26 protein-coding genes are annotated in these 23,313 nt (G+C 48.6%); 11 read left to right on the top strand and 15 right to left on the bottom strand.

What is annotated here, in order from left to right:
• The first annotated feature begins 1 nt into the window (after position 1).
• From BM091_RS00650 to BM091_RS00625, 6 genes are read left to right on the top strand one after another with little or no spacing between them, the layout of a single operon-like run.
• Positions 2 to 718: a pyridoxine 5'-phosphate synthase gene (locus BM091_RS00650; protein WP_093392651.1), complete on the top strand. Its 717-nt coding sequence runs from the start codon at positions 2 to 4 to the stop codon at positions 716 to 718.
• Positions 718 to 1,107, top strand: a complete 390-nt coding sequence (acpS, locus tag BM091_RS00645) for a holo-ACP synthase (RefSeq protein ID WP_093392649.1) — start codon at positions 718 to 720, stop codon at positions 1,105 to 1,107. The genes BM091_RS00650 and acpS overlap by 1 nt, the downstream gene beginning before the upstream one ends.
• 9 nt (positions 1,108 to 1,116) lie before the next feature.
• Positions 1,117 to 2,712 carry an NAD(P)H-hydrate dehydratase gene (locus BM091_RS00640; RefSeq protein ID WP_093392647.1) on the top strand — a complete coding sequence of 532 codons (1,596 nt, stop codon included), beginning with the start codon at positions 1,117 to 1,119 and terminating at the stop codon, positions 2,710 to 2,712.
• The gene (gene tsaE, locus BM091_RS00635) at positions 2,678 to 3,118 is read left to right on the top strand and encodes a tRNA (adenosine(37)-N6)-threonylcarbamoyltransferase complex ATPase subunit type 1 TsaE (RefSeq protein WP_093392645.1); all 441 of its coding nucleotides are present in this window, start codon (positions 2,678 to 2,680) and stop codon (positions 3,116 to 3,118) included. Before BM091_RS00640 ends, tsaE begins: the two co-directional genes overlap by 35 nt.
• Entirely contained in the window at positions 3,115 to 3,858 is a 744-nt protein-coding gene (locus tag BM091_RS00630) for a competence/damage-inducible protein A (protein WP_093392643.1), read from the top strand. Before tsaE ends, BM091_RS00630 begins: the two co-directional genes overlap by 4 nt.
• Positions 3,855 to 6,032, top strand: a complete 2,178-nt coding sequence (locus tag BM091_RS00625) for a 6-phosphofructokinase (RefSeq protein WP_093392641.1) — start codon at positions 3,855 to 3,857, stop codon at positions 6,030 to 6,032. Before BM091_RS00630 ends, BM091_RS00625 begins: the two co-directional genes overlap by 4 nt.
• Before the next feature lie 10 nt (positions 6,033 to 6,042).
• On the opposite strand, the gene BM091_RS00620 is transcribed toward BM091_RS00625, so the two are convergent.
• The 14 genes from BM091_RS00620 to rpsB form a co-directional block, all read right to left on the bottom strand.
• Positions 6,043 to 6,879, bottom strand: a complete 837-nt coding sequence (locus BM091_RS00620; RefSeq protein WP_093392639.1) for a class I SAM-dependent methyltransferase — start codon at positions 6,877 to 6,879, stop codon at positions 6,043 to 6,045.
• 85 nt (positions 6,880 to 6,964) lie between these two features.
• Complete coding sequence (locus BM091_RS00615) at positions 6,965 to 7,963, bottom strand: glycoside hydrolase family 3 N-terminal domain-containing protein (RefSeq protein WP_093392637.1); 999 nt, start codon at positions 7,961 to 7,963, stop codon at positions 6,965 to 6,967.
• Entirely contained in the window at positions 7,953 to 8,591 is a 639-nt protein-coding gene (locus tag BM091_RS00610; protein ID WP_093392635.1) for a hypothetical protein, read from the bottom strand. The genes BM091_RS00615 and BM091_RS00610 overlap by 11 nt, the downstream gene beginning before the upstream one ends.
• Positions 8,588 to 9,223 (bottom strand): poly-gamma-glutamate hydrolase family protein, encoded by a 636-nt coding sequence (locus BM091_RS00605; RefSeq protein WP_245735241.1) that lies wholly within the window; start codon positions 9,221 to 9,223, stop codon positions 8,588 to 8,590. Before BM091_RS00605 ends, BM091_RS00610 begins: the two co-directional genes overlap by 4 nt.
• Before the next feature lie 18 nt (positions 9,224 to 9,241).
• The gene (locus tag BM091_RS00600; RefSeq protein WP_093392631.1) at positions 9,242 to 9,889 is read right to left on the bottom strand and encodes a YkgJ family cysteine cluster protein; all 648 of its coding nucleotides are present in this window, start codon (positions 9,887 to 9,889) and stop codon (positions 9,242 to 9,244) included.
• Entirely contained in the window at positions 9,886 to 10,617 is a 732-nt protein-coding gene (tsaB, locus tag BM091_RS00595) for a tRNA (adenosine(37)-N6)-threonylcarbamoyltransferase complex dimerization subunit type 1 TsaB (RefSeq protein ID WP_093392629.1), read from the bottom strand. Before tsaB ends, BM091_RS00600 begins: the two co-directional genes overlap by 4 nt.
• A complete protein-coding gene (gene rseP, locus BM091_RS00590) occupies positions 10,614 to 11,708 on the bottom strand; it encodes an RIP metalloprotease RseP (RefSeq protein ID WP_093392627.1) in 1,095 nt (364 codons plus the stop codon). The genes tsaB and rseP overlap by 4 nt, the downstream gene beginning before the upstream one ends.
• A 10-nt stretch (positions 11,709 to 11,718) precedes the next feature.
• On the bottom strand, positions 11,719 to 12,903 hold the full coding sequence (dxr, locus tag BM091_RS00585; protein ID WP_245735206.1) for a 1-deoxy-D-xylulose-5-phosphate reductoisomerase: 1,185 nt from the start codon (positions 12,901 to 12,903) through the stop codon (positions 11,719 to 11,721).
• Positions 12,900 to 13,727 carry a phosphatidate cytidylyltransferase gene (locus tag BM091_RS00580; RefSeq protein ID WP_093392626.1) on the bottom strand — a complete coding sequence of 276 codons (828 nt, stop codon included), beginning with the start codon at positions 13,725 to 13,727 and terminating at the stop codon, positions 12,900 to 12,902. Before BM091_RS00580 ends, dxr begins: the two co-directional genes overlap by 4 nt.
• Before the next feature lie 5 nt (positions 13,728 to 13,732).
• On the bottom strand, positions 13,733 to 14,464 hold the full coding sequence (locus BM091_RS00575) for an undecaprenyl pyrophosphate synthase (RefSeq protein ID WP_281243971.1): 732 nt from the start codon (positions 14,462 to 14,464) through the stop codon (positions 13,733 to 13,735).
• Between the two features lie 44 nt (positions 14,465 to 14,508).
• Positions 14,509 to 15,066: a ribosome recycling factor gene (gene frr, locus BM091_RS00570; protein WP_093392622.1), complete on the bottom strand. Its 558-nt coding sequence runs from the start codon at positions 15,064 to 15,066 to the stop codon at positions 14,509 to 14,511.
• Positions 15,056 to 15,799: a UMP kinase gene (gene pyrH, locus BM091_RS00565; protein WP_093392620.1), complete on the bottom strand. Its 744-nt coding sequence runs from the start codon at positions 15,797 to 15,799 to the stop codon at positions 15,056 to 15,058. Before pyrH ends, frr begins: the two co-directional genes overlap by 11 nt.
• A 3-nt stretch (positions 15,800 to 15,802) precedes the next feature.
• A complete protein-coding gene (tsf, locus tag BM091_RS00560) occupies positions 15,803 to 16,387 on the bottom strand; it encodes a translation elongation factor Ts (protein ID WP_425443302.1) in 585 nt (194 codons plus the stop codon).
• A 38-nt stretch (positions 16,388 to 16,425) separates the two neighbouring features.
• Positions 16,426 to 17,250 (bottom strand): 30S ribosomal protein S2, encoded by an 825-nt coding sequence (rpsB, locus tag BM091_RS00555; RefSeq protein ID WP_093392616.1) that lies wholly within the window; start codon positions 17,248 to 17,250, stop codon positions 16,426 to 16,428.
• 265 nt (positions 17,251 to 17,515) lie between these two features.
• Here rpsB and gspG point away from each other — a divergent pair, with 265 nt between their 5' ends.
• From gspG to BM091_RS00530, 5 genes are read left to right on the top strand one after another with little or no spacing between them, the layout of a single operon-like run.
• Positions 17,516 to 17,947, top strand: coding sequence for a type II secretion system major pseudopilin GspG (gene gspG, locus BM091_RS00550; RefSeq protein WP_093392614.1), 432 nt, complete (start codon positions 17,516 to 17,518; stop codon positions 17,945 to 17,947).
• A 10-nt stretch (positions 17,948 to 17,957) separates the two neighbouring features.
• Positions 17,958 to 18,350 (top strand): roadblock/LC7 domain-containing protein, encoded by a 393-nt coding sequence (locus tag BM091_RS00545; protein WP_093392612.1) that lies wholly within the window; start codon positions 17,958 to 17,960, stop codon positions 18,348 to 18,350.
• 14 nt (positions 18,351 to 18,364) lie between these two features.
• Complete coding sequence (locus tag BM091_RS00540) at positions 18,365 to 18,973, top strand: GTP-binding protein (protein ID WP_093392610.1); 609 nt, start codon at positions 18,365 to 18,367, stop codon at positions 18,971 to 18,973.
• A gap of 23 nt (positions 18,974 to 18,996) precedes the next feature.
• A complete protein-coding gene (locus BM091_RS00535; protein ID WP_093392608.1) occupies positions 18,997 to 20,535 on the top strand; it encodes a hypothetical protein in 1,539 nt (512 codons plus the stop codon).
• A gap of 12 nt (positions 20,536 to 20,547) precedes the next feature.
• Positions 20,548 to 22,140, top strand: coding sequence for a protein kinase domain-containing protein (locus BM091_RS00530; protein ID WP_093392606.1), 1,593 nt, complete (start codon positions 20,548 to 20,550; stop codon positions 22,138 to 22,140).
• Here the strand turns inward: BM091_RS00530 and rdgC are convergent, their stop codons facing one another.
• Positions 22,141 to 23,292 (bottom strand): recombination-associated protein RdgC, encoded by a 1,152-nt coding sequence (gene rdgC / locus BM091_RS00525; RefSeq protein WP_093392604.1) that lies wholly within the window; start codon positions 23,290 to 23,292, stop codon positions 22,141 to 22,143. It lies immediately after the preceding gene.
• Between the last annotated feature and the right edge of the window lie 21 nt (positions 23,293 to 23,313).

Raw genomic sequence — 23,313 nt, 5'->3', positions numbered from 1 at the left:
GATGAAGCTGGCAATAAATGTTGATCACGTAGCGACGGTAAGACAGGCCAGAAAGGCAAAATATCCCGATCCCGTCGCTGCGGCAATTCTGGCGGAACTGGGGGGAGCTCAGGGAATAGTGGTGCACCTTAGAGAAGACAGACGGCACATTCAGGACAGGGATGTCGAGATTCTTCGTCAGGTGGTCAAGACCCATCTTAATCTGGAAATGGCGATGACCGAAGAGATGATAAGCATTGCTCTCAGGATTAAGCCCGATCGATGTACGCTGGTTCCCGAAAAAAGAGAGGAATTGACCACCGAGGGTGGGCTGGACGTGGTGTCGCAGGAAGAGAGAGTACGAAGTGTTGTGGAAAGGCTTCATGGTGGTGGGATTGAGGTGAGCCTTTTTATCGACCCCGACATTGCGCAGGTTGAAGCGGCTCACAGGGTGGGAAGCGACGTTGTGGAATTACACACGGGTATTTTTGCCGAAGCGGTCGACCCGCAGGATAAAAAAGCCGCTTTTGAAGCTCTGGAAAAGGCGGCCAGATATGCCCGGAGCCTTGGACTTAAGGTACATGCAGGTCACGGACTGGATTACAGCAACGTCCTGGAGGTAAAAAAGATAAAGGAAATCGAAGAGCTCAGCATAGGACATGCAGTTGTCGCCAGAGCCGTCCTCGTGGGGATGGAACAGGCCGTGCGTGACATGATCAGGCTTATTGAGGGATCCTGATGGCAATCAGGGGTATAGGCATAGACATGGTTAAGGTTGACCGCATTGCGGATATGGTCTGCCGTTGGGGACGGCGCTTTACGGGCCGTGTATTTACGGATTACGAAAATTCCGAAGCCTCAAAGAAAGCCGTGCCTTATCGCTATTATGCCCTGAGATTTGCCGCAAAGGAGGCTTTTTCAAAGGCTCTGGGAACGGGTATAAGAACCCCTGTTCGCTGGCGGTCTGTCGAGGTGAGAACCGACGAACTCGGAAGACCCTATATAGTTACTTCTCCTGAGCTACGGAAATTTTGTCACGATCGAGGTGTTTACAGATGGCATCTCTCCCTCAGTGACGAAGGTGAATATGCTGTGGCCTGTGTGGTAATGGAAGGTTTCGACGAGTGAGGTGGAAGGATGTATCTGGTAACGCCCTCCGAAATGGCAGAAATTGACAGGATAACCATAAGAGAACTCGGAATTCCCGGTGTCGTTCTTATGGAAAATGCCGGTCGTGGCGCTTTCTCTTTTTTCTGTGAAATTCTGCCGGATTTTCTTTCCAGGAAGATAGCCGTTGTTTGCGGAAGAGGAAACAACGCAGGAGACGGTTTCGTTATAGCCCGACTTTGTTATAGTGCAGGGGCCGATGTCAGGGTTATACTCTTGACTCATCCCGAAGTCCTGGTCGGAGATGCCCTTACCAACTTTGAGATTCTTCAGAAACTTTATGTACCGGTCTATATACTGGACTCGGAAGGCAAATCCGATGCCTGGGATGTTCTTCGTGAATGTAACGTGGTGGTGGATGCCATTTTCGGTACCGGTCTGAGCCGCGAGGTGACGGGGATTTACAGAAAAGCCATCGAGACGATCAACTCAATGGGGGTTCCGGTACTGGCCGTTGATATTCCATCCGGTGTGGACGGATCGAGCGGGAGGATAATGGGGGTTGCCGTTAGGGCAACGGCCACGGCGACCTTTGGCCTGCCCAAGATCGGGCATGTGCAATGGCCTGGCGCCGAAAATACGGGAAGACTCAAGGTTTTAGACATCGGCTTTCCTCCATCCGTTATTGAGTCCAGGGGGCTTCGCAGGTATCTGCTTGTTGAAAGCCTTGTGGGGAGATGGCTCCAGAAGCGTAATCTTATCACTCACAAGGGAAATGCAGGTCATGTTGCAATCCTTGCGGGATCGCCCGGAAAAACCGGTGCCGCCGCCATGGCCGCAATGGGAGCGGTAAGAGGCGGAGCGGGTCTGGTTACCCTCATGGTTCCGAAGAGTCTGAATCCAATCCTGGAAGAAAAGATTACCGAACCCATGACCCTGCCTCTTGACGAAACGTTGACCCAGACCGTTTCGCTGAGTGCTGAAGAGAAAATAATTTCTTTTGTTTCCAGTAAGCAATGTTTTGCCCTGGGCCCAGGGCTGTCTCTTGAACCCGAACCTCAGTATCTCGTAAGAAAGCTTATCCCCGCCGTTGATTGCCCAATGGTGATCGATGCCGACGGACTTACGGCAATTTCCGAGAATGTTGAGGTTCTCAGGGATGCCCGTGCCCCTGTGATTCTTACGCCTCATCCCGGAGAAATGGCACGCCTTACGGGTATGACCGTTCCGGAGATTCAGGCCGATCGTCTTGGCGTAGCCCAAACGTTCAGCAGGGAGTACGGGGTAATTGTGGTTCTTAAGGGTTTTCGCACCGTGGTGGCCTCTCCGGACGGCAGGGCGGCGGTCAATACCTCAGGCAATCCCGCTATGGCTTCCGGAGGCATGGGCGACATACTGACGGGGCTTATTTCGGCTTTTCTGGCTCAGGGTATGGATCCCTTTGAAGCGGCCTGTACGGGGGTTTACGTTCACGGGGCGGCGGCTGACAGGGTTGTCAGGGAAAAGCTGTGGGGAACCCGGGGACTGGCTGCAACAGATCTTCTTGATTGGATCCCAAGGATAATAGCCGAACTGGAGGCATGGCAGGGTAATGGAACGACTTATCCGTTTGACCTGCTCCTCTGAAGAAACCGTCGATTTAGGTCGAAGCATAGGGAAAATGCTCCGCCCCGGTGATGTCCTGGCTCTGTGGGGAAGCCTGGGAGCGGGAAAGACAACCTTTACGAGAGGGGTTGCCAGAGGAATTGGCATCCCCGAGGACATTCCCATAACGAGCCCTACCTTTACTTTGATCAACGAATATGAAGGGCCTCTTAAGCTGTACCATATAGATCTGTACCGGGTTGCTTCCGAGGACGACCTGGAAACGCTCCCTTTGAGAGAGATCCTTTACGGTGCGGGAGTGTCTGTGATTGAATGGCCCGAAAAGATAGGGGGTTATCTTCCGCATTGCCGATGGGATGTTCGGTTTGAAATCGTGGACGACGAGCGCAGGAGAATTACCGTTGAAAGGGTTGAGGACAGCAGATGAAGTCGGCCGTTGTTACAGTCGGTAATGAGTTGATATACGGGGAACGTTCCGATGACAACAGGACATGGATGCTTTCAATTTTGAAGGAAAAGGGGCTTCCCGCCGGCCTGGCCTTAACCCTCCCTGACGACGAAAATTCTATAGCCCTCTGGATTAATGTGCTCAAGGATAAGGGATACGGTCCTGTCTTCGTAAGCGGTGGTATAGGAGGAACTCATGACGATCGCACGAGGCAGGGGATTGCCCTGGGGCTCGGTCGGCCGTTGATCTGTCATGAAGAGTGCTTTAAGATTCTGCAGAAGCGCTACGGCCGTAATTTTTCGGAGCAAAGGCAACGCATGGCCTGGCTTCCTCAAGGTTCGATGCTTATTCCGAACGAGATCGGCGCCCCGGGGTTTTACGTTGACGAAGTGTATGCCTTTCCCGGCTTTCCTGAAATGCTCAGACCCATGTTCATTTGGGTTCTGGATAGACTTGTCAAAAGACCCGGCGAAAGGTGGCTTGTAAGGGAGTGGCATCTGCCTCTGAGTGAGGGTGTAATCGCCGCCGATGTAGAAAGGTTTGTGGAAAAACATCCTGCGCTGTCCGTGGGACTGTATCCGCATATTGGCGAAAAGGGTTCTGAAGTCACCGTTAGGTTAAGGTTTCGTCCCGGTGATGAGAAGGCCGTGGAAGAATTTACTGCACTTATCGAAACATACGCTGTGATAGGGGAAAGAAAAGGGGGAGGGTATAAATGAGAATAGCGGTGCTCACCAGCGGTGGAGATGCCCCCGGGATGAATGCGGCCGTAAGGGCGGTGGTGAGAAGGAGCCTTGTTAAGGGATTTTCGGTTTTTGGCGTCTGGAACGGCTACCAGGGCATGGTTGACGGAGAAATCAGGCCTCTTGGATGGCACGACGTGGGTGGGATAATTAACAAAGGTGGAACCTTCCTGGGCACCGCTCGTTCCGAAGATTTCAAAAGGTATGAAGGGCGTCGGGAGGCCGTAAAACACCTGTTAGAACACGGCATAAATGCTCTGGTGGTCATCGGAGGAGACGGTTCGCTTACGGGGGCTTATGTGCTGGCTAACGAATGGGCCGATCATGTGAGGGAACTGGGGGGAGATGGTGACTCAGTGCTGCACGTGGTGGGTCTTCCGGGCTCAATAGACAACGACCTTTACGGTACAGACATGTCGATTGGTGCGGACACCGCCCTTAATCATATTGTAAGAGCCATGGATGACCTCAGCTCCACGGCCGCCTCTCACCAGCGCACCTTCGTGGTGGAAACCATGGGAAGACACTGCGGCTATCTTGCTCTGATGGCGGGGCTCGCAGGCGGCGCCTCATGGGTATTGATTCCCGAAGAAGAACTGGACATGAGGTGGCACAACAAGATGATCGAAGCGATTGCCAAGGCTCGTGAGGCCGGTCGTCCGCATCAGATGGTGGTCGTTGCGGAAGGTGCACGCCATGCCGACGGCCTGCCGATACAGTCAAAGGAAGTGTGTGATTTGATAAGTAAACGATTAAACATAAACACGAGGCTTACCGTACTCGGGCATGTGCAGCGTGGAGGAGCCCCCACCGCTTTTGACCGCATATTGGCTACACGTTTGGGGGTAGCCGCTGTTGATTTTCTGGCGGAAAATCCCGAAGCCAGACACTGCCACATGGTGGGGCTCAGGGAAAACCGAATAGTCTTCACTCATCTGGAAGAGGTGGTTCAAAAAAGCAAAGCCGTTGTGGAAGAGCTGGAAAAGGGCAATTATCAGAAAGCTCTGGAACTCAGGGGAACCAGCTTTCGTAATGCCCTCGACCTCGTAAAAATGCTTACCCGAATAACCCCCGCAAAGGAATGTGTTGATGACCGATCGGTGTTGATCCTTACGGGTGGAGCAGATGCTCCGGGCATGAATGCGGCCGTGAGTATTGCCGGGAGGTATCTCATAAATCACGGTATAAGGGTTGTCGCTGCCAGAAACACCTTTTTGGGGCTCCTTGAGGATTCAATAGAAACTCTTGACTGGCATCAGCTGGTTCATTGGGTTAACCGGCCGAGTTCTGAAATAGGTACCGCCCGGGTTGATTTGAAGGACGATGACTACGGGAGGATTGCAGAGGTCTTTAATCGGCGGAATATATGTGGCCTGATCGCCATAGGGGGTTGGGGTACGTACCGGAAGATTTACAGAATGGTGCAGTTAAGAGAGCGTTTCGACGAATTCAACATACCCGTTGTCCTGATTCCGGCAAGCATAGACAATAACCTGCCGGGAACGGAATTCAGCATCGGGGCGGACACGGCACTTAATGTTATCATCGATGCCGTTGACAAAATACGAAACACTGCGGGCGCTAACAGGCGGACCTTTATAGTTGAAGTTATGGGCCGCCGCTGTGGGTTTCTTGCACTCATGAGCGCGATGGCTTCGGGAGCGGAAAAGGCATATCTTCCGGAAAAGGGCATTTCTCTCGAAGAACTCATATCCGACGTGAGGATGATTCGAGAAAGCTTTGCATGCGGGAAAAAGATGCTGATCTTTCTGAGAAATGAATCGGCCTCGGTGCATTATACAACGGATTTCATAAGACGTATTTTTGAAGAAGAAGGGAAGGGAATGTTCGGAGTACGCACTGCGGTGCTGGGCCATGTACAGAGAGGTGGTGTGCCCACGGCTTTTGATCGTATCCTGGCGTCTCGTTTTGGAGCACGGGCGGGTCTCATAATGCAAAAAAATCTCTCCCGAAATGAGGCGGAAGCAGTGGTGCTGGGATTGAAAGGAAAGGAGGTCAGTGCTGTGCCACTGGAAGTTGCCGTCTCCGAGATGGATTGGGAAGAAGGGCGACCCAGAGAACAGTGGTTTATGGAGTTATGCCCGATTGCCGACAGCCTCGCCCTTCCTTCCGCTGAATGTGGTTTGTGACAAAAGTGGCTTAATCCCTTCTGGCAGATAGTATCAACGTCTCTCCTATCTCCAAAGCCCAGGCTCTGTGTTTCTCCATAATTTTGTGAATTGAACCTTCCTCAATAGCGGTTCTCAACGCTTTACAGGAATTTGCTTTTTCCGCACTGCTTACCAGGCTGAAGACGGAATCAGAAGCCCAGAAATCATCTGAGAAAAAAATCGTGGGGTCTCTGTAGTACTTATCTCCGAATATTTGCCCTGAAGACTTTCTCACCTCCACATTGCTGAACCCCAGCCTTTCTAGCCTGATACGCAATTTTTCAACGGGAATGTACTTCTGCTGAAGCTTTCTTGCAGCAATCGGTATGAACTCATAATGCCAGTAAGATCCCCTGTGAGGATCAAGCTGAGCGGGATCACAGGTATGAATTATCAAAAAACCACCTTTCTTCAGGACTCTACGGGCTTCCTTCAGGAAAATGTCCAGGTTGGGAAATTCCGGACTATCGTCGAGATGGTGAATGACTTGACTGACAAAATAGACATCTACGGTGGAGTCTTTCAGAGGTAAAGCCAGTATGTTGCCTCGCCCTAGGTGGACATTACTAAATGCTTTCAGGCGCTTTCTTGCTTGTATAACTCCGGTCTCAGATGCCTCAAGACCTATAACGAAGAATGACGATTTTGCAAGGTACTGGGTGTATGCCCCTGTACCGAATCCTCCTTCAAGGATAACCGCCTGATCATTTTTCACCGGGACCATATCAAGAATCTGGAACACTTCTTTAAGGCCGATAGGCTGTCTAAAATTGTCGTAGGATTTGAAGGCATCTTCATAATTACAATATATCGATCCTGTCTTCATGAATTTCTCCTTAATTCTCTAACCGGGAATTGATCATCACTGCTATTATTTCAAATTATTCAAGATCTGGTCAAGGCTGCAGGGTTCATAAAAGCTGTCTATGTTGGTCTAATAGCCTGTAGGCCGAGTATGAATGATGTTTACAGAACAGCTTATCCCTATCTGCAAGTTCGACCAATGCAGAATGTATTTCTATTGCATGATTTATATCATTGCAGACCAGGAAACAATCAACTCCCGCCATGGTCGCATTCCAGGCAATTTCTTCGGCGGTAAACTTACCCTTTACTGCACCCATATCAAGGTCATCGGAAAACACGATTCCCTGAAAGGACAATCTTTTTCTGAGCCATTCCCGGCATGCAAGGTCCGACATAAAGGCGGGTTTGGCCCTGGGGGTGCTGTTCCAGAGGGGATAAGAAGCGTGAGATACCATAATGCCCCATACCCGGGAGCTTACGGCGGCCGAAAAGGGCTGGAGATCCTGCCACATCTGTTGAGGAGTCAGCCAGTAAATGGAAAGTTCTTCTTTATGAGGATCCAGAGTCGCCCGACCCAGTCCGGGATAATGCTTGGCAACGCAGCGGATGCCGTGCTTTTGATGTAGCTCTATCCACAATGATCCGATTCTTGCTACAAGTGCAGGGTCGGAACCGAAACAGCGACTCCTGAGAAATTCGGGGGTTTTCGGGGTTGCCACGTCCAGCACCGGTGCAAGATTGACATTGATTCCGTGAGACCTCAAAGAGACGGCCGTTTTGTAAACTGCCGACGATAAGTCCGCATCACTACCTTTCCCCAGTTCTTCTGCCGAGGGTGTTTCAACGAAAAAGAGCCGTCTTACGGAGCCTCCCTCCTGATCCACGGCTATGTTAGGTTCCCTGTCCAGCTTGCTCCTGACGTATTTCCTTATTGATGATGTAAGTTCCTTGAGTTGCCCTGAAGATTCTATGTTCCTGCGGAATAGAACGAATCCCGATATTCGGTATTCATCAATCAACTCCTTGAGTTCCCCGTTAAAGCTGGTGCCTTGAAAACCGACCCATATGCGGGCCCCTGCTTCTACGACCTGATCACTTTTCATTTTTTGATTCCTTCTCTGACATCTTTTCCATTCGCTCAACAAATGCTTGCTTCATTCTTTCGATCAGCTTTTCTTTTTCTTCAGGGCTCAGTCGCTTGAATTCTTCAAAAGAAATCCTTCCCTCTCTGGCGGGCTCCGATTTTTCTTTTTCAGACGGGTGCGGTTGCAGGGGCGCAGGAATTGGCGGTGGCGGTGAAGTGTTCTTTTTTGCCGGAGAATAAAGAGAGATGACATAGGATTTTTCAGAGTATTCCACGGATATTTTGTTCTTTTCTATACTGACCACCTTAAAAGGTCCGATTGATTCGCCTTCTTTAACGAATAGATACCTGTCTTCGATGTCAGGAGGCAGGAATTTTTTGTTCACACTCAGGATGGCTTTTTTCTCAAGACCCCGGGGCGTTTCGTATATGATTATTCCATAAAGTTGTAGATCTTCGTTTTCAAAGGGCTCGGAGGTGTTGATTTCCGACGTTGTGGATTGTTCAGGCGGCTTTCGGTCAGGAGAAAAGAGATTTTTTTCAACAATGACCGAACTTTCCTCGGCACGACCTACTACGGGCGTGCTACAGAAAAGCACGAAGGCACAAATAAGACACCACAGGCCCACAAAATCTATGTTTTTCAAGAGGGTACCTCCGTCTCTTTTATCGTTTTTGATCTAAACCGGCCGAATATGGCCGTTCTAACCAGGCCTGCCAATTTTAACATTATATCATTCGGCCTCAAAAAGGAGTCTCTAAGTCCCCGCGGTATTTCCAGTTGAACTCCGGAACCGGTGAGATTTCTATTAACGACGTTCCTTTTACTCATTCCACCGATAGGACCACAATGACATCTAATGGCGTTAAACCCGGAATCTTTAAGAAGAAGTACAATCTTTTGTGACAGCTCAAGGTCACGGCCTCCAACGACTATTGGGTCAAATTCACTTCCGCGAATTCCGTGAATGGCGATGGTTGTATAAACTTTACGGGATACGGTCAGCCACCGGGGTTCGTTAAAAAGTGTGCTGGGAATATGAAGCCTGGAATAGTTTTCTGCTGCTCTGATCCCTTCAAAGGCGTAAAACCAGAAATCTTCGCCTGCCGTTGCATCGGCAAGCTCTGAAGTTCCGGGTTCAATTAGCCCCCCGTGAGGTGCCATAATGAGCACGGGTAAAATTCCCCGCCTGTACCTTATTCGGTAGTCTGTTCCCTCAAAACCTCCGATTGAAGTACCTTCAATTGAAAAGCTGTGGTTTCTGAAAAAACATTTCATAACAATCACGGTAGCTTCCTAATTCCTGCGGAACCTGGAAGGCAATGTTAAACCGGCGTTGTTTCTTCGCATTAATGTTGTAAATCTCTGTATTAGCACAGGTCGGTTTTTATTTTCCTCCGAGGCACTTCCTTCAAGCAGGTATTCACACTCTTCGCTGCCGAAACGCCTGCAAACTACAGGACGATAAGGGTAAACGGCACAGCGTGCTTTCCCCGCCGGGTTTTCTTCAAAAAGAAAAGGGCAGAATACCTGACCGTACCCGCATCCCTCGGAAAACCACAGCTTCCAATCGTTGGGAAAGGGCCAATTGTCGGGAAAATCCGGGTAACCGGCGATAAAAAAGCAACATTTACCGCACCTGATACAGTAATCGTTATCTTCTCCATCGAAGGAGTCCGTAAATGACAGCGTGTTCTCCCCGATAGCTGTCATTTCCCTGAAGAGATTGGTCCGCTCCACAAGTATAAATTCTACCCTTTTGACTGCCCTCTTCCCTCTTTTTAACATTACGCCCTGCGACGCCAGATAAACAATGCCTTTCATCAGGAAGGAAATCGGGAAAAAATTGTGGGCGATCGTTACCCGAAGGTTTGGCCTTTTAAATACCCCCAGCAGTCGGGCAGTTCTGAGCTTTTTGACCGATATAGCCGAACTTCCTTTCATTTTGATTGAGGTATCTTAATGTCTGGATTTGCCAGTTCCGCTTCGGAAGGCCTTACGTAACAGGGCGTTAGCGTTACGGGATCGTCTGTTGAATTATTGATGAAATCCGGTAACGCCGCCGCTGCGAGATGAACGGCACGGATTATATTGAATTCCGGTGGAGCTTTATAAACGCGTCCACCGAGTTCTGCCGTTAAGTATTCGCCGATCACAGAGCACCCGTTCCCGCAGAGAACAATTTCGCCTTCAAAATCGTCAATCGCGGTGATCAGAAGATCCGCCGATGTTACAGAGTACTCGGTGGTTCTTGAAACCGTCCCCTGACCGCTTCCTTCGTAAAGGGCCCAGTAAAATTCCTTTTTACGGGCGTCAACCACAGGGCATATAAGCCCTCTGAAAAATGAGAACTGACGGGCAAGGGCATCAAGGGAGGGAATGCCCTTCACGGGTTTTCTTAACCCCCAGGCAAGGCTCTTAAATGTCGTTACTCCTATGCGGATACCGGTGAAGCTTCCCGGGCCCGTCCCAACTACAAAGCCGTCAACATCCGATATTGAAAGGCCAATCTCTTTTAACAGATAATCAATATGGGCCAGAAGACGGCGACTGTGAGTTACCTGAGACGTGATGCTCTCTTCAAAGAGGACAGTTCCATCGTCGTTACCGTTGAATTCTACCAGGGCCAGTGAGCCCGTCATCGTTGAAGTATCTGCTGCCAGGATCTTCATCTGTTTCTCACCAGGTCCGGTAGCGACGGAAATATTCTCACCAGATCGTTATAAAAGACGGCTATCATGAGAATAATGAGAAAAGCCAGGCCTATCTTCTGTATCCACTCAAGAGCCTTTTGATGAAACCTGCGTCCTGTTATTGCTTCGATGGTGAACAGGAGCAGGTGCCCGCCGTCAAGTGCGGGAAAGGGAAGAAGGTTTATAACCGCCAGGTTCACGCTTATAAGTGCCATGAAGGCGATAAAAGGGAAGAAGCCTTCTTGCGCCTGCTGACCGGCCATCTGTGCGATTAATATAGGGCCTCCAAGGGTCTCAAAAGGTATTATGCGCTGGATTAGCTTTACAACCGTTACGAAGAACAGTTTGCAAACGACAATTGTCTGGACGATACTTTGAATCGCTGCTTTTAATATACCGACCTTTTTGAGTTCAACCTTTCCCGATGCCGTAATACCGATGACGGGCCTGGTCACGGGCTCGCCAAAGAGATTTTTTATTTCCCTGAACGTAGGAGTGACCCGGAACTCCAGATATTCGCCACTCCTCAAAACCACGATTTTCAACGGTTCATTGCCGGGCTTCCACTTTGAAATGGAATCTGCGAGCTCTTCCCACGACGATACCGGGGTTTCGTTTATTCTTACTATGAGATCACCCTTTTTTAGCCCGGCGGCTTCTGCAGGGGATCCAGGCTGGATCTCGCCCACTTCGGGCATTAAACGGGTTACTCCTGCAAGGGCAAAAACGATGAAGAACAACAGGATTGCCAGCAAAAGATTCATTAATGGGCCGGCCGCTACTATGAGAAACCGCTTGTACAAAGGCTGAGACAAAAAGGTACGGTCATGAAACTCCGGCGGGATGTCTTCCAGGGAATCTTCTCCCAGCATTTTCACATAGCCTCCAAAAGGAACGGCGGCTATGCAGTATTCTGTCTCTCCCTTCCTGCGCGACAACAGGGCCGGTCCAAAGCCTATGGAGAATTTTTCCACTACCACGCCTGACCATTTTGCCACAGCAAAATGACCCAATTCGTGCACGAAGATTAAAATACCCAGTACTATGGCTGCGTAAAATACGGTGCTCATCAGACAGAAATCATCTCCTTTTTTCAGCTATGATCGAAGCCGAGACCTCCCTTGCCCATTTATCTGTTTCAAGGACCTGTTCGAGAGATTCTAAAGCTTCTCCGCCATGTTTTTCCAGGGTTTTTTGTATGACCTCGGGAATATCATAAAAGCCGATCCTTTTTTCCAGAAATGCCTGAACGGCCACTTCATTGGCCGCATTCAGTACCGCAGGGTATGTGCCTCCTCTGGCACAGGCCTCTCGTGCCAGCCTGAGACAGGGAAATCTTTCTTCGTCCGGTGGAAGGAAAGAGAGCCTGGAAAGCTCTATTAAGTCCAAAATGGGCAGGTCTATTTTTAAACGGGCGGGAAACGATAAGGCATAAGCTATGGGTATTCGCATGTCGGGGATTGCCATCTGGGCGATTACCGATCCGTCTATGTATTCAACCATTGAGTGAATAATGCTTTCCGGATGAATAACAACGGCTATCCGTTCCAGTGGCATTTCAAAAAGCCAGTGAGCTTCTATTATTTCAAGGCCCTTGTTCATAAGAGTGGCGGAATCTATAGTTATCTTGGCTCCCATAGACCAGTTAGGGTGCTTAAGGGCCTGATCCGGTGATGCTTTTTCGATTTTATCACGAGGCCAGTTGTAGAAAGGGCCTCCCGAGGCGGTAAGAATAATTCGCTTCACGTCGTCTTTTCTATGCCCCTGAAGAGCCTGAAAGACTGCGTTGTGCTCACTGTCCACGGGTAAAATGGATGCTCCTGACTTTCTGGCTTCTGAAGTTATTATCTTTCCCGCTATAACTAGAGTCTCTTTGTTGGCCAGTGCTATCGTTTTTCCGGCTCTTACGGCATCGTAGGTAGGAAGAAGCCCCGCAGCGCCCACGATAGCCGAAACCAGAAGGTCTGCTTCCGGAAGAGCGGCAATGTGCCTGTATCCATCGGTGCCTGAAAGCAATTTTACCTGTAAAGCTTCCGAATCCAGTAGCCTGGCTAACCTGGGAATGTCTTTTTCGTCTTTGATAACGGCATATTGCGGCCTGAACATACGAATCTGTTCGGCCAAAAGCTCTACATTTTTCCCTGCGGCAAGAGCGAGCACTTTAAAGCGATCGGGGAACCTGGAAACGATGTCGAGCGTCGATCTGCCTATGGAACCGGTTGATCCCAGTATGACCAGGTTCTTTTTTGCTGTGTTTCCCATCATGAAATTTTGCTCCAGAACTGCCATAAAATCCACACAGAGGGAAAAGAAAAGAGCAAACTATCCAGTCTGTCCAGAAGACCACCGTGACCGGGCAAAATTACACCCGAATCCTTCACTCCATGTTGTCGCTTTATCATGGATTCAATTAGGTCTCCTAAAGGAGCGGTGATACTTACCACTGCTGAAGTAACCAGGGCTTCTAAAAGACCGAAATCCGGAATGAGAACTACCGCCACTATTGTTCCGACGGACAAAGAAGCAACGGTCCCGCCAACGGCTCCCTCTAAGGTTTTCTTCGGGCTTACAGAAGGAAAGAGAAGTCGCTTTCCGAATTTCCTGCCGCAAAAAAAAGCTCCCACATCGTTGGCTACCACCGTTGCCAGCACGTAAAAGATTAAGCTTCGATAGGGGATTCCGTTTGTTTCAAAAAGCAGGACAAAGGCAAGAAGATAGCCCGTATAAATCCAGGCCAGTAAAAGATCCACGGCCTGATTTCGTCTTTCCCTGCTTAAAGGATCCGTAAAAAGGCACCAGCAAAATATTGCAAAAAGGCCCAGGCATAGCGCGCAGTGTAACCCCCTTTCTCCACCGAGGAAAGCGGCAGTGGGAAATATCATGACCGGCGCCGAAAAAATCAAGGTTTTAACCCGATCCCGCTGCGCATAGGAGATAATTGTGAGATATTCGTGGCAACCAATGAGGGCGGCTATTGAGACGGCCACGTAAAAAAGATAGGTAGAGCCCGAGAAAATCAGCAGAACAATCGGTAAGGCTATTAGAAGCCCCGTGGACCAACGTTTTATGAGGTTGCTGTCGTAGTTCATAGTGGCTAGCTTAAGTGTGCTATTTCCCGGGCCTCGACCTGCTCGCTGGTCATGCCGAAGCGCCGTTCTCGCCTCTGATAATCCTCAACGGCCTTTAAGAACTCTCTTTCCCTGAAGTCCGGCCACAGCACGTCGGTAATGTATATTTCGGTATAGGCAATTTGCCATAGAAGAAAGTTACTCACCCGAAACTCTCCGCTGGTCCTTATCAGCAGATCCGGATCGGGTACTTCACCGGTAAAAAGATGTGTATTGATTGTCTCGACCGAAATGGCGGAAGGGTCGAGAACACCGGATTTGACCTTTTCGGCAATTAACCTGACGGCTCTTACAATCTCCTGCCGTCCTCCGTAGTTTAAAGCAACCTGGAGATACAGAGAACTACCACAAGCGGTTTTTTCCACGGCTTCATCAAGAAGCCTGCATATGTCCTCCGGGAGACCTTCGCGATCCCCGATGTGAACCACTCTCACCCCGTGCTCAACAAGTACCGGCAGTTCGGCGTGAAGAAACCTTTTCATCAGTTGCCACAAAGCCTGGATTTCCGATGACGGCCTTTTCCAGTTTTCCTTGGAAAAGGCATACAGCGTAAGGTAAGGAATACCCCACTCAAGGCAGCACTTTATTACTGCCTTGACGGAATCTATACCGGCTTCATGCCCGTAAACCCTGTTTCTAAAACGTTTTTTTGCCCACCGCCCGTTGCCGTCCATTATGATGGCAACGTGCCTGGGCAGGTTTTCCAGGCTTTGCGGTCGGGGAATACTTCCGGAATAAATAATTACACCTCCAGAATTTCTTTTTCTTTCTTTTCCAGAAGTTTCTCCACCTTTTCTACATACTCATCGGTTATTTTCTGAACTTTTTCCTGAGCTCTGAATTGCTCGTCTTCGGAAATCTGCTTTTCCTTTTTGAGATCTTTTATCATTTCGTTGGCATCTCTTCTTATGTTCCTTATAGCGACCTTGGCTTCTTCTGCCATTTTTTTAACGAGTTTTACCAATTCCTGCCTTCGTTCTTCGGTAAGAGGAGGAACATTTATGCGGATGATTTTGCCGTCGCTGTTGGGAGTTAAGCCAAGATCTGATTTGAGAATGGCCTTTTCCACTTCGGAGACGACATTCTGATCCCAGGGCTGGATCATTATGGTTCTGGGTTCCGGTATGGTTATCGTTGCCAGTTGATTGAGAGGTGTGGCCGTTCCGTAATAGTCAACCTTGATGGATTCAACAAGAGCAGGAGAGGCGCGACCGGTCCTGAGCCTTTTGTACTCGCCTTCCAGGTTTTTCAGGGTCTTTTCCATTCGAGATCTCGCGTCTTCATATATTTCATTCAGCATGCCCCACCTCCTCAACGATTGTGCCCACGGGTTCACCTCTGATAACCCTTTCAATATTCCCCGGAACGCGAACGTTAAACACAATTATTTTAATTTTTTGGTCTCGCGCAAGGGAGATGGCCGTCGCATCCATGACTTTTAGATTCTTTGCAAGTACTTCCGTGTAACTCAGTCGCGCATATCTGGTTGCTCCGGGGTCTTTTTCAGGATCACTGCTGTAAACGCCGTCCACTTTTGTCCCCTTCAGCAGTGCTTCTGCACCTATTTCGATGCATCTGAGCGCGGCGGCAGTATCTGTCGTAAAGAAGGGCAGACCTGTGCCCGCTGCAAAGATAACGATGCGCCCCTTTTCGAGATGGCGCACAGCCCGGCGCCTTATAAAAGGTTCTGCAACCTCCCGCATCGTTATTGCCGATTGTACCCTCGTTGCCACGTCGTGTTTTTCCAGCGCCTGCTGGAGGGCCAGAGCATTCATGACCGTTGCAAGCATACCCATGTAATCAGCAGTTGCCCTTTCCATTCCCTGAGCTGCGCCCTGTACTCCCCGGAATATATTTCCTCCGCCTATTACAATGGCAATCTCGACGCCGAGCTTGTGGACAGAGGCAATTTCGGCCGCCATGCGGTCAATGGTTTGAGGGTCAATACCGTAGCTCAGGTTTCCCATAAGGGCTTCGCCGCTGAGTTTTAAGAGCACGCGTTTAAAAACCGGCCCTCCGGACGCCTTCGCCATAGCTTATTCTTCTCCTAGCTGATACCTGGTAAACCGTCTTATGACCACTTTTTCACCTATCTGAGCTACCAGCTCGTTGAGATAATCACGGATTGTCTTGTCGGGATCCCGTATAAAGGGCTGCTCCATAAGAGCCGCCTCTTCAAAAAACTTCCTCATTTTTCCTTCCACGATTTTCTGAATCACATTTTCGGGTTTACCAGTTTCCCTCGCCTGAGCCTCGTAGATTGCCCTTTCTCGCTCTACGATTTCCTGCGGGATGTCTTCCTTTTCCACACCCAGAGGGTTCGTTGCGGCAATCTGCATTGCAATGTTTTTCGCAAATTCCTGGAATGCATCACTTCTGGCGGCAAAGTCGGTTTCGCAGTTGATCTCCACAAGAACTCCTATCCTTCCGCCGCCGTGAACGTATGCCTGTACCAGGCCTTCTTTTGCCTCCTTGCCGGCCCGCTTCATGGCCGTCGCAAGGCCTTTTTGCCTCAAGTAATCGATGGCCTTTTCCATATCGCCATTCGTGGCCTCCAGAGCCCTCTTGCAGTCCATCATTCCTGCGTTGGTCTTCGCCCTCAATTCCTTTATCATTTCCATTGAGACAGCCAAGGTTATCCCTCCTGACATTATGTTGGTTATTCTTCGTCCTCTACATCCGCCTCATCTGCTACGGGATTGACGATTTCTACCTCCGGCCCACCTTCTTCTTTCAGGCTTTCGCCCGGGGTGAGCTCGACTTCGAGTTCCTTGTCACTTTCGGCCTGCAGAGATTCTTCATAGCGTCTGCGTCCTTCGATACATGCATCGGCAATCCTCGATGTGATAAGCTTAATGGCCCTGATGGCGTCATCATTTCCGGGAATGGGATAGTCAATTACATCAGGGTCACTGTTGGTATCTATTATTGCCACAACGGGTATTCCCAGCTTGTTTGCCTCCGCCACGGCAATCTTTTCTTTGGGGGTGTCCACTACATAAACAACCCCCGGAAGATGCTTCATTTCTTTAATACCACCAAGATTTGCCTCCAGCTTTTCTCGCTCCCTTGCAAGCTTCAAAACTTCTTTCTTGGGAAATTTGGAAATGCTTCCGTCTTCGAACATTGCATCCAGTTCTTTTAGTCTTTCCACACGCTTCATGATGGTTTTAAAATTTGTAAGCATGCCGCCCAGCCATCGTCGGTTAACGTAATACATACCGCAGCGGGTGGCTTCTTCGCGAATGATGTCCTGGGCTTGAGGCTTTGTTCCGACGAATAAAACGGTTTCTCCCGAAGCGGTAGCCTCCACCACGAAATTGTAGGCTTCCTGAAAAAGCCTTACCGTTTTTTGAAGATCTATGATGTAAATACCGTTTCTGGAACCGAAGATGTAGGGTTTCATCTTGGGGTTCCACCGGCGCGTTTGGTGACCGAAGTGGACACCCGCTTCAAGAAGCTCTTTCATCGTAACAACCGCCATGTAAACCTCCTTCTTTGGTTTGAACTTCCACCCTCGCGAGCACCTTGTAAAATGGGCACCAAAGAAGCGAGGGTGTGCAGTTTTGTTACTTCACGCCAAAAGCCGGATATATCTAGCACAGTAACCCGGGACCTGCAACCGCTTTATGGATAATATCTTAATTAAGCTTTGCTTGACGAAAAGGTTCCACATTGTTAAAAGCTGGAAAAAACAATTGCCGGTAATTGAGAAACTTAAGCCTCTTTTCTGGAGTGGTGGATCAGTTATGAGAAGTGAGAGCTTTTTGTTTAAGCAATCGGAACGGGGTTTTACCCTTATTGAGTTGCTCATCGTAATGATTATTCTCGGATTGCTGGCGTCATTGGTAGGACCCAAGCTCTTTCAGAAAATAGGGACCTCCAAGCAGAAAACCGCCAAGATGCAGATCTCCCTTTTCGAATCCGCTCTGGATGCATACAGACTTGATGTGGGAAAGTATCCTTCGACGGAAGAGGGCCTTGAAGCGCTCAGGAAAAATCCGGGCTATGAAACATGGAACGGGCCTTACCTGCCCAAGGACATCCCCGAAGATCCCTGGGGAAGAGACTATGTGTACAGATGTCCCGGCGAGCATGGAGATTACGATCTTTACTCTCTCGGAGCCGACGGACAAGAAGGGGGTGAAGGGGAAAATGCCGATGTAACCAACTGGGAATAGGAGCGCTACAATGGATCTGGTGCTAACCCCTGATAAACAGGAACAACTTACCAGATTGATAGAAGATGAGCTTATTGCCAATGGAGCGACTCATGTCTTTTTGGTTGATACGTCGGGTGCCCTGATTGTGGAAAAGGGGATGTTTGATCCCGAAACCGTTCTTCCTCTCGCCGCATTGTCGGCGGCGAACTTTGGTGCCACTGCCGAGATTGCCAGATTGGTAGGGGAGCAGGATTTTACCCTCCTGTTCCATAAGGGTGAGAAACATAATATTCATTTTTCCAAGATTGGTGACGATTATATTCTTGTGGTGCTTTTCGATAAGAATGTGGCTCTGGGGTTGATCAGACTGAAAATAGAAAAAATTGCCAATCAGGTACTTTCCATACTAGAAGCAAACTGAGACGGAGATTATAGGTGGCTATTATTGATCTGGCGAGAAAAGAGGTTCAGGTCAAGATAGTTTATTACGGGCCTGCAAGGGGAGGCAAAACGGCCAATTTGCTCTACATCTACAAGGCCATGAGCAAGCATGTCGCAGGCAAAATGGTCACCATAGACACCAAAGGTGATCGTACTCTGTTTTTTGATTTCTTACCCGTAAGCATAGGTAAAATCAGGGATTTGAATATTCGTATTCAGCTTTACACCGTGCCGGGCCAGACCATGTACCATGCCACAAGAAGACTGGTTCTAAGAGGTGTGGACGGTGTGGCCTTCATTGCCGACTCGCTACGTGTGCAGAAAAACAAAAACATAGAAAGCCTCAAGGATCTCGAAGAAAATCTCAAGTCCTACAACCTGGACATTCACACAATTCCGCTGGTTCTGCAATATAATAAAAGAGATCTGGAGGGCAGTGGAATACCTTTGCTCTCTATTGAAGAAATGGAAGCGGATTTAAACAATGACCTCAAAGCACCTCAATTCCCCGCCAGCGCCATAAAGGGTTTCGGCGTCTTTGAAACCCTCAGGGAGATAACAAAAAGAACCGTAAAAAGTGTAGCTGCAAAGCTTTTAAAATAACCAGAGCTTTGAGGATAGGAGCCATGTCATCTGAAGAAAAACATGTAAAGGACATCGCCTTTGAAGAAGAAAACAATAATGAAGAAGATCAAACTTCAGGAGCAGAGCCCGACGAATTCGATGAGTTTGTCAGAGCGCTGGATGAACGAATAGAGACCTTGCTCAGGCCTGTGGATCAGGACGGAGACGTGCATCTCAGGGAAGATGAGGAAAGTGTTCCTGGTGATGCGGAAAAGGAGATAGGTCTAGAACCTCCGGAACGACAGGAAGACGAAGTTGACCTTAATGAATTGATAGAAAAAATGCACATAGCCTATCTGGCCCTGGAGTGGGAATTTTCCCATGCCAATCTTGAAAAGCTTGAATCTTCTATAGCCGATATCGAAAAGGCGGTTAAACTTAACGACCATGCTCTTCGAATTTCAAAAATTCTAAGCCAGCTTATAGAGTTGTTTTATCAGGGAGAAAGGTTTGTCAACTTAAAAAGCATGGAGCTTCTCAAGGATGCTATCCAGGGGCTGTCCAAAACGGTCAAACGGGAAGCCATAACCCCTGAAATCGTTAAATCGATAGACGCACTGGAAAAGAACTTCCAGGACCTTATGTCTGAAGTTACACCCCCGGCTCTTGAAAAACCTGCTGTTGTTGAGCAAAAAGAGGCAATTGTAGAGAAAACGATTGAAGTGGTTAAACCGGAAGTTCCCGTTGAAGAAGCCGTTTATAGCAGAGAGGTTTCAATTCCTCCGGATATTCAGCCTATAATGGAATCCTTGTCGGGCATTCGTGCAGGAATAGAGAAGACAACCGGTAATCTTCAGCGTCTTTGTACGAAACTTGCGAAAAAACCTTCTTTAAGGGCGCTTAACGACTATTTGTCCAGGCTCGAAAAAAGTTACAGGTTTCATCTGGAAAAGCTTAGTAGGTTTGAAGATGAGCTTTCGGTGGTTTTAAGTCAGGGTTTTGCCGGGGGACAACAGGAAAAAGCGGCTTTTCAGGAAGAGCACGGTTTGTCCGGGCAACTTCCTTCCGAGCATCCTGAAAAGAAGGCGGGCCCCGTTGTTTACGAAGGCGACGAAATTCCGGAGGAGTACAAAAAAGTATTTCTCACTCAGATAATGGGGCTTTATTATTTCTTGCCAGCGCAGGCGGTGGTGAGAATAGCTCATGCGTCTCGCAAGAAGATGGAAACGATTCTTTCCAGAGGCTATGCAACTCTGAAAGATTTTAAGCCCTTCCTGAGAAACATAAAGACTTATCTTATTGGAAAGTGGGGTGATTTGAGTACTCAGGAGCTTAAAAGGTTGCGCTTTCGTCCTGTGGACGTTGGGAAACCTCTCGACCTCGGTAACACCCTGCAGGCAGTAGGTGGGGATGCAATCCTTCTCTCTTTTGACTACGGAAATTTTATCATTTTTGTCGATGCCGTGCTGTCAAAGGAGGCTCTGGATGTGGAAAGGCTGGAAGTGCACCCGGAGGAAACTGATATTGCCGGATACGCCAATGCAGGCGGCAGAAGAGGTGTTCCGGTATTAAGCGATAAGCTTTTTAAGAAATTTCTGTAATAGAGTATCGATATGGAGAGCGCCAGGGAACTACTGGATCGAAAAATCGAAGAACTTCGGTTGTATGCCCAACAGGGCCTTTTGGAGATCGTTGATCAACTTGCAGAAGATTTAATCAGGGAGGTTCAGGAAGGTAATCTCTCGGAGGATGAGAAAGAGTACTATTTTCAGGCGATAAAAAGTGTTTCAGGCGTTAGAGCCGAGAAACCAGCAGATGAGGAAGAACGGATTGAAGCGGAGAGCAGTATCACGAATGAAACTGTGGAATTCGACCCGGAACAAAAAATGGCCTACGCCAGGACCCTGATAGAAATTCAGGAATGGGATGAGGCAATCAAGGTTTTGCAGGAGATAGCGGCAACGGGTTACTCCGTTGAGCAGTGCTACGAGCTCTGTGGTGATTGTGCCGCAAAGAAAGGCGACATCGATAAGGCTATAAGCTTCTACGAAATTGTATATTCAACACCGGGGCTGAGTTCGTCGGACAAAGAGCGCATTCTGGACAAGATAACCAGATGTCAACAAAAGAAAGTCCATCGAAAAAGGGCCGCTACCTTGGCCCGTGTTTCTTCGGGAATGCAGAAGGTTGAAGCTATTGATTACGAATTAACGGCTCCCGACCTCGCAGAACAGTTCGAATCTTTTACGGATTTCATCGGAAACGTGGCGAAATCCTGGGTAGGCCGAGACGGAAAACCTCTTTCGGATAATACCTACACTTATGTGCTAAAAGACCTCTTATACGTCGGGCGCACTCATGCGGTGTTTGAAGCGTACTGTCAGGAAAGCGGGGAGACTTTTGCCGCCTGTACGCTTGTTCAGCCCTGGAACAGATGCGTTGCCTTTGTGGACATTGCGGAGTGGGCTTACACATGCCGCATGATGTCCTGTGATTTTCTGGATATACCCTACGATCTGGCCGAGGTTAACGGCATACCTTTTTTAATAAGAAAGCATTATGAGAAAAGCCTTGCCGAATACGTTAACGAGCAGGGCATTATGTCTATGGAGAAGGCCTGCCTTGTTGCCTATCAGATACTCGAAGGGCTGGGTTATCTACATCTCCATGTTGGGGCCGATGGAGTGAAAAGGAAAATCTATCACCTTGATCTGCGTCCATCTCGGGTTTTTCTTAACGGTAACGGCAGGGTTTATCTGGCTTACGGTGGATTATGGAAATTACTACAATCTAGGTGTCCTACACATACACGCCCCAGAAACCTACCGATAGCTTTTCTTCCCTACAGGGCACCCGAACAATTTCGGACTTATTTATGGAGTGACAAGAGGCCGCAGGTTGTAACGGACGTTTATCTTTTCGGTGTTTTGTTTTACGAATTGCTCACCGGCGCTGTGCCTTTCCAGGCTGAATCGGTTGAAGAACATGAAATTCTTCATTGTGACCAGAAGGTCATGCCGCCTCAAGTATGGCGGCCTGAGATACCCGATGAACTTGTCGAGATCGTTATGAAATGTCTGGAAGTGAAACCTCAAAAACGGTGGAGAAGCACGACGCAGATTTTATTGCTTTTGGAAAAGTTCCTGGGAGGGCCTTCGCGTGTTAAAGAACTTATTAAGAGGAACCGAACGGTTGATTCCGTTTAACTAGTTGTCAACATTTTTGAGTTCGGAGATTGGCTTACCCCTTCTGAAATTCATAATCCATCGGTTAAGTTCAGGCAAAACATCATCCTGCCAGGAACTTGTAAATCTAAAATTGAGAAATTCCCCGTAAAGCTTTCTCAAGAAAGCCCGAACCTCTTCAATACAAAATATCCTGTTAAAAAAGATACCGTCGGGATCGTTGCCTTCAGGGGGAGTATTAATGTAGAACTTGAGGGACTTAATGCTCCAAAGAGATGCATCCAGCGTAAAGGTGTATTCTCTGTCGGCTACCTGCATAAACCACTGTGCTTCTGCAGGTCTTTTCCCCGATGCCAGGGCCACGCGAGCTTCATCGAGATGATGCTTTTTAGATGTACAGGTAACCTTTTCCGTGCCTTCGAGAGGCACTCCCAGAGTTATTCGATCTCCCAGGTAAATGCTTCCGTGGCGTGAATCGTCAACTTTTACATCGTTGGTGTACGCTTCTGTTCGAAACCACAGCCAGGTAAGAAACTCGTACCCCAGAAACATACCTTCTTTAAGAGCGGTGGGGGACGAAGGGTTGACAAGCTTGGTTATGGAGTCCTTCACCTGAGCAGGGACATCGTCCATTGTGAGTGCCCACTTTAAGTGATATTGAGGTACAGGGAACAGCTTGAGATACCTTTCAAAATGAGCCAGAAAGGCTTCTATGACCCCTGAAGAAGCTGTGCCCAGCATCAGTTCACGACTTAAAGGGTTCCAGACGACTTCACAACCCCGTGGAATCGGAAAAGTGAGCTTTATTAATTTTTTTTCAACGGCTTCCTTCAAAATTTTCTGTTCTGATCGAGTGGGGGGCCGTCCTCGCTCCTTTGTAAAACGTAGCTTTTCTTCCTTTAAATGCTGTTTTAGGAGCATCGATGGGATTTTTTTCTCGTCGATGCGAAACTGAAAGACTATGTATTCGCCTTTTCGATAACCTCCATGATCCAGATCAATTGAGAAAAGATCGCTCCAGGAGACGAAACCGGATGTTCGGACGTCTTCTTCACCACAGGGGCTGAAGATCCCGGCTTTGAGGTTTTCATCGATGTAATTCCAGAAATCCTCCGTAATGGGATCGGGTACATGGAAAAAGGTTATCGTTGCAGCCCCTGATTGGATTCCCATAACATTTAACCTTTTTGTTTG

Origin of the sequence: Thermodesulforhabdus norvegica, assembly GCF_900114975.1 — a bacterium.
GTDB lineage: Bacteria > Desulfobacterota > Syntrophobacteria > Syntrophobacterales > Thermodesulforhabdaceae > Thermodesulforhabdus > Thermodesulforhabdus norvegica.
This window is presented reverse-complemented; position numbering and strand designations above follow the sequence as displayed.

Bases quoted from the DNA above. Each gene is read 5' to 3' on its own strand.
- BM091_RS00650 (WP_093392651.1), top strand. From the start codon at position 2: ATGAAGCTGGCAATAAATGTTGATCACGTAGCGACGGTAAGACAGGCC.
- acpS (WP_093392649.1), top strand. From the start codon at position 718: ATGGCAATCAGGGGTATAGGCATAGACATGGTTAAGGTTGACCGCATT.
- BM091_RS00640 (WP_093392647.1), top strand. From the start codon at position 1,117: ATGTATCTGGTAACGCCCTCCGAAATGGCAGAAATTGACAGGATAACC.
- tsaE (WP_093392645.1), top strand. From the start codon at position 2,678: ATGGAACGACTTATCCGTTTGACCTGCTCCTCTGAAGAAACCGTCGAT.
- BM091_RS00630 (WP_093392643.1), top strand. From the start codon at position 3,115: ATGAAGTCGGCCGTTGTTACAGTCGGTAATGAGTTGATATACGGGGAA.
- BM091_RS00625 (WP_093392641.1), top strand. From the start codon at position 3,855: ATGAGAATAGCGGTGCTCACCAGCGGTGGAGATGCCCCCGGGATGAAT.
- BM091_RS00620 (WP_093392639.1), bottom strand. From the start codon at position 6,879: ATGAAGACAGGATCGATATATTGTAATTATGAAGATGCCTTCAAATCC.
- BM091_RS00615 (WP_093392637.1), bottom strand. From the start codon at position 7,963: ATGAAAAGTGATCAGGTCGTAGAAGCAGGGGCCCGCATATGGGTCGGT.
- BM091_RS00605 (WP_245735241.1), bottom strand. From the start codon at position 9,223: ATGAAATGTTTTTTCAGAAACCACAGCTTTTCAATTGAAGGTACTTCA.
- BM091_RS00600 (WP_093392631.1), bottom strand. From the start codon at position 9,889: ATGAAAGGAAGTTCGGCTATATCGGTCAAAAAGCTCAGAACTGCCCGA.
- tsaB (WP_093392629.1), bottom strand. From the start codon at position 10,617: ATGAAGATCCTGGCAGCAGATACTTCAACGATGACGGGCTCACTGGCC.
- rseP (WP_093392627.1), bottom strand. From the start codon at position 11,708: ATGAGCACCGTATTTTACGCAGCCATAGTACTGGGTATTTTAATCTTC.
- dxr (WP_245735206.1), bottom strand. From the start codon at position 12,903: ATGATGGGAAACACAGCAAAAAAGAACCTGGTCATACTGGGATCAACC.
- BM091_RS00580 (WP_093392626.1), bottom strand. From the start codon at position 13,727: ATGAACTACGACAGCAACCTCATAAAACGTTGGTCCACGGGGCTTCTA.
- frr (WP_093392622.1), bottom strand. From the start codon at position 15,066: ATGCTGAATGAAATATATGAAGACGCGAGATCTCGAATGGAAAAGACC.
- pyrH (WP_093392620.1), bottom strand. From the start codon at position 15,799: ATGGCGAAGGCGTCCGGAGGGCCGGTTTTTAAACGCGTGCTCTTAAAA.
- tsf (WP_425443302.1), bottom strand. From the start codon at position 16,387: ATGGAAATGATAAAGGAATTGAGGGCGAAGACCAACGCAGGAATGATG.
- rpsB (WP_093392616.1), bottom strand. From the start codon at position 17,250: ATGGCGGTTGTTACGATGAAAGAGCTTCTTGAAGCGGGTGTCCACTTC.
- gspG (WP_093392614.1), top strand. From the start codon at position 17,516: ATGAGAAGTGAGAGCTTTTTGTTTAAGCAATCGGAACGGGGTTTTACC.
- BM091_RS00545 (WP_093392612.1), top strand. From the start codon at position 17,958: ATGGATCTGGTGCTAACCCCTGATAAACAGGAACAACTTACCAGATTG.
- BM091_RS00535 (WP_093392608.1), top strand. From the start codon at position 18,997: ATGTCATCTGAAGAAAAACATGTAAAGGACATCGCCTTTGAAGAAGAA.
- BM091_RS00530 (WP_093392606.1), top strand. From the start codon at position 20,548: ATGGAGAGCGCCAGGGAACTACTGGATCGAAAAATCGAAGAACTTCGG.
- rdgC (WP_093392604.1), bottom strand. From the start codon at position 23,292: ATGGGAATCCAATCAGGGGCTGCAACGATAACCTTTTTCCATGTACCC.